Below are 3,907 nucleotides of genomic sequence, written 5' to 3'. Positions count from 1 at the left end.
GTGTGGCGGCCGTCGCGCCCGCCGGTCTGCATCCAGCCATCGGCGGGCAGCGCGAGGGTCGCCTCCGCGACGAGGCGCGCGACGGTCGCGTGCCAGCGCGGACGCAGCGGCACGGGATCGGGCAGCACGCCCGCTTCGATCAGCGGCGCCTCCGCCGCGACGTCCAGCGACACTTCGCCGGTATAGGGCCAGAGCCAATCGAGCGCCGCCTGCGCGCGCGCATGGCTCTCCTCCGTGCCGTCACCGAGGCGGGCGAGCCAGTCGCCGGCGTAGCGGAGGTGGTAGGCGCTTTCCTTGACGCTGCGCGCGGCGATGGCGGCCAGCGTCGCGTCCGACGAGGCGGCGGCCGTCTCCCACGCCGGCGTCATCCACGCGGCGTACAGCGCGAGGCGGGCGATGGTGCGGGCGAAGTCGCCGTTCGGCAGCTCGACCAGAAGCAGGTTGCGGAAGGCCGGCGCCTCGCGGAAATAGGCGTAGTCGTCCTCGGTCCGGCCGTCGCCCTCGATCTCCGCCGCGTAGCCATACAGCGCGCGGGCCTGGCCGATCAGGTCGAGGCCGACATTGGCGAGCGCCAGCTCCTCCTCCAGGGTCGGCGCGCGGCCGGTCCATTCGGACAGGCGGTGGCCGAGGATCAGCGCGTCGTCGGCGCGGGCGAGCAGCGCGCGCAGCAGCGGCGTCTCGCGCACGGAAATCGAGGTGGTGGCGGCCATGGCGGCCTACATGTGCCCGACGTCGTCGGGGACGTCGTAGAAGGTCGGGTGGCGGTAGATCTTGCTGCCCGTCGGCTCGAACAGCATGTCGCGTTCCGCCGGGTCGGAGGCGGTGATGGCGGCGGACGGCACCACCCAGACCGACAGCCCCTCGCCGCGCCGCGTATAGACGTCGCGCGCCGATTGCAGCGCCTGCGTTGCATCGACGGCGTGCAGCGAGCCGACATGGCGGTGCGCCAGCCCGTTGCGGCTGCGGATGAACACCTCCCAGAGCGGGGTCGCGGGAGTCGCCATGGCCTCAGGCCGCCAGGGCGGCGTCGCGGGCGCGGCGCTTTTCGGCATGCGCCGCCGCCGCCGCGCGCACCCAGGCGCCGTCGGCATGGGCGGCGCGGCGCGCCTCCAGCCGCTCGCGGTTGCACGGGCCATGGCCGGCGAGCACGTCGCGGAACTCCTGCCAGTCGATCGGGCCGTGGCGCCAGTGCCCCGTCGCCGCGTCCTGATGCAGCGCCGGATCGGGCGGCGTGAGGCCGAGATAGTGGGCCTGCGGCACCGTCGCGTCGATGAAGCGCTGGCGCAGCTCGTCGTTGCTGAAGCGCTTGATCTTCCAGCGGGTGGACTGGTCGGAGTGCTGTGATTCGGTGTCCGGCGGGCCGAACATCATCAGGCACGGCCACCACCAGCGATTGAGCGCGTCCTGCGCCATCGCTTTCTGCTCGGGCGTGCCACGGCAGAGGGTGAGCATGATCTCGTAGCCCTGCCGCTGGTGGAAGCTCTCCTCCTTGCACACGCGGATCATCGCGCGGGCATAGGGGCCATAGGAGCAGCGGCAGAGCGGGATCTGGTTCATGATCGCCGCCCCGTCCACAAGCCAGCCGATGGCGCCGATATCGGCCCAGGTCAGCGTCGGGTAGTTGAAGATCGAGCTGTACTTGGCGCGGCCGGACAGAAGCTGGTCGACCAGCTCCTCGCGCGACGTGCCCAGCGTCTCGGCGGCGGCGTAGAGATACAGGCCGTGGCCGCCCTCGTCCTGCACCTTGGCCAGCAGCGCCGCCTTGCGGCGCAGGCTGGGGGCGCGGGTGATCCAGTTGCCCTCCGGCAGCATGCCGACGATCTCGCTATGGGCGTGCTGGCTGATCTGGCGGACCAGGGTGCGGCGATAGGCCTCCGGCATCCAGTCGTTCGGCTCGATCCGTTCCTCGGCATCGACGCGGGCCTGGAAGCGGGCGAGGCGCTCGGCGTCCTCGGGCGTGCCGCGGGTCGTCTCGGCGGTGTTCAAGGCCTGGGTGTACATGCCGCCCTCCTCGTCGCTTCAGGACTTCCTGATGCGCGCTACCGCCCGGTCCTGACAAGCGTTCCCGGCGGATATGGTGTTATGTCCGAAGCGGAGGAAGCGCCATGCCCTACATCATAGAGACCTGGGACAAGCCCGGCAGCCTCGCGCTGCGCCGCGCGACGCGGGAGGCGCATCTCGACTATCTCGACGCGCACATGGCCAGGCTGCTCGCCTGCAGGGCGAAGCTGGCCGATGACGGCAGCGACCTCGGCGGCGGGCTGTATGTGCTGGACGTGGAGACGCGGGCGGAGGCCGAGGCGTTCATCGCCGCCGACCCGTTCAGCACGGCCGGGCTGTTCGAGCGGGTGCAGATCACCCGCTGGCGCCGCGCCTATCTGGACGGGCGCTCATATATCAGCCGCTGAGGCCGCGCCGCCGGCGCGCCGCGGCTGCCTTCATAATCCCGCAACCTGTGCACGGCATACCGTCTGCGCGGGCAGAGGGATGAGGCGATGGACGAGACGGGGCGGCGCGGGTGCGGGGCATGCCGCGAGGGCGAATACGGGCGGCCCCTGGGCATGGCGTTTCAGCCGATCGTCGACGTCCATACGCGGCAGGTTTTCGCGTTCGAGGCGCTGGTGCGCGGGCCGGAAGGCGAATCCGCGGGCAGCGTGATCGCATCGGTGATCCCGGAGCAGCTCTATGCCTTCGATCAGGCCTGCCGGATCGCGGCGATCGAGCAGGCGGCCGCCCTCGGCGTCGAGCATGTCCCCGCCCTGTCGATCAATTTCATGCCGAACGCGGTTTATGAGCCGCGGGCCTGTATCCGGGCGACGCTGGAGACGGCGGATCGCGTGGCCTTCCCGCCGGAGCGCCTGATCTTCGAGATCACCGAGGCCGAGGCGGTGCGCGATCCGCGGCATCTGACGCGCATCGTGGAAGCCTACCAGGCGATGGGGTTTCGCACCGCCCTCGACGATTTCGGCGCGGGCCATTCCAATCTCGGGCTGCTCGCGCAGTTCCGGCCGGACATCGTGAAGCTCGACATGATGCTGATACGCGGCATCGATCAGGACATGCGGCGGCAGGCGCTGGTGCGGGCCTGTGTCGGGCTTTGCGCCGAGCTGGATATCACGCTCGTGGCCGAGGGGGTGGAGACGGGCGCGGAATATGCGTCGCTCTTGTCTCTCGGCGTGCGGTTGCAGCAGGGCTACCTGCTCGCGAAACCGGCGTTCCGTTCGCTGCCGACGCCGGTTTTTCAGTCCGAGATCGCCGACGCGCGGCGGCGCGTCGCCTAGTCCGGCGCCCGGTCGAGCGGCGGGCGGCGCGTGTGCCAGTCGGTCGCCGCCTCGAACGCCGCGCCGATACGCAGCGCGTCGGCCTCCGCGAAGGCGGGGCAGACGATCTGCAGCGAGGTCGGCAGCCCGTCCGGCGTGATCCCGTTCGGCAGCGACAGCGCGCACAGGCCCATCTGGTTCGCCAGCCGCGTGAAACGCGAGGGCAGCACGGACTGATCCACCTCGGCGACCGGCACCGCCGCCATCGGCGTGGTCGGCAGCAGGAAGGCGTCGTAGCCGGCGAAGGCGCGGCCCCATTCGGCCCGCGCCGTCTCCAGCTCCGCGCGGGCGGCGAGGTAGTCGCGGGCGGCAATGCGCCCGGCGAGGATGCGTGCGCGCACCGCCGGGTCGAGCGGCGTCGCCGGGTCGTCCACCAGATCGGCGTAGAGCGCATAGGCCTCGCCCGCCATGATCCGCACATCCGTCGCGTAGCCGATCATCGGCCGCGGCGGGGTGAAGGGTGCCAGGTCGGCGCCGAGGCGGGCGAACACCGCGAGCGATGCGTCATAGGCGTCGAGCACGGCGGCATCGCAGCCCGCGCGCTCGGCCGCCGGCATCACGGCGAGACGCAGCCCGCGCACGCCGCG

General features: G+C 71.5%; 6 protein-coding genes. 2 read left to right on the top strand and 4 right to left on the bottom strand.

The genetic code is table 11. From position 1 onward, the window contains the following. From paaC to paaA, 3 genes are all read right to left on the bottom strand, one after another. The coding region (paaC, locus tag B8460_RS12615; protein ID WP_048861955.1) for a 1,2-phenylacetyl-CoA epoxidase subunit PaaC at nucleotides 1-710 on the bottom strand (710 nt) is incomplete at its 3' end. A gap of 6 nt (nucleotides 711-716) precedes the next feature. Continuing rightward, a complete protein-coding gene (paaB, locus tag B8460_RS12610) occupies nucleotides 717-1,004 on the bottom strand; it encodes a 1,2-phenylacetyl-CoA epoxidase subunit PaaB (RefSeq protein ID WP_048861956.1) in 288 nt (95 codons plus the stop codon). Nucleotides 1,005-1,008: 4 nt separating this feature from the next. Beyond that, on the bottom strand, nucleotides 1,009-2,001 hold the full coding sequence (gene paaA / locus B8460_RS12605) for a 1,2-phenylacetyl-CoA epoxidase subunit PaaA (RefSeq protein WP_048861954.1): 993 nt from the start codon (nucleotides 1,999-2,001) through the stop codon (nucleotides 1,009-1,011). 104 nt (nucleotides 2,002-2,105) lie between these two features. Here paaA and B8460_RS12600 point away from each other — a divergent pair, with 104 nt between their 5' ends. Beyond that, nucleotides 2,106-2,408, top strand: coding sequence for a YciI family protein (locus B8460_RS12600; protein WP_048861953.1), 303 nt, complete (start codon nucleotides 2,106-2,108; stop codon nucleotides 2,406-2,408). An 87-nt stretch (nucleotides 2,409-2,495) separates the two neighbouring features. Next, complete coding sequence (locus B8460_RS12595) at nucleotides 2,496-3,281, top strand: EAL domain-containing protein (RefSeq protein WP_307188638.1); 786 nt, start codon at nucleotides 2,496-2,498, stop codon at nucleotides 3,279-3,281. Here the strand turns inward: B8460_RS12595 and B8460_RS12590 are convergent. Further along, a partial coding sequence (locus tag B8460_RS12590) for an amidase family protein (RefSeq protein ID WP_048861951.1) occupies nucleotides 3,278-3,907 on the bottom strand: 630 nt, incomplete at its 5' end. The two genes, B8460_RS12595 and B8460_RS12590, sit on opposite strands and share 4 nt — an antisense overlap.

Source organism: Acidisphaera rubrifaciens HS-AP3 (genome assembly GCF_000964365.1).
In the GTDB taxonomy this organism is placed as follows: Bacteria; Pseudomonadota; Alphaproteobacteria; order Acetobacterales; family Acetobacteraceae; genus Acidisphaera; species Acidisphaera rubrifaciens.
The sequence above is the reverse complement of the archived record's forward strand: the minus strand, read 5'-3'. Positions and strand labels throughout refer to the sequence as shown.

Coding starts and splice junctions, on each gene's coding strand:
- paaA (WP_048861954.1), bottom strand. CDS start 2,001: ATGTACACCCAGGCCTTGAACACCGCCGAGACGACCCGCGGCACGCCC.
- B8460_RS12595 (WP_307188638.1), top strand. CDS start 2,496: ATGGACGAGACGGGGCGGCGCGGGTGCGGGGCATGCCGCGAGGGCGAA.
- paaB (WP_048861956.1), bottom strand. CDS start 1,004: ATGGCGACTCCCGCGACCCCGCTCTGGGAGGTGTTCATCCGCAGCCGC.
- B8460_RS12600 (WP_048861953.1), top strand. CDS start 2,106: ATGCCCTACATCATAGAGACCTGGGACAAGCCCGGCAGCCTCGCGCTG.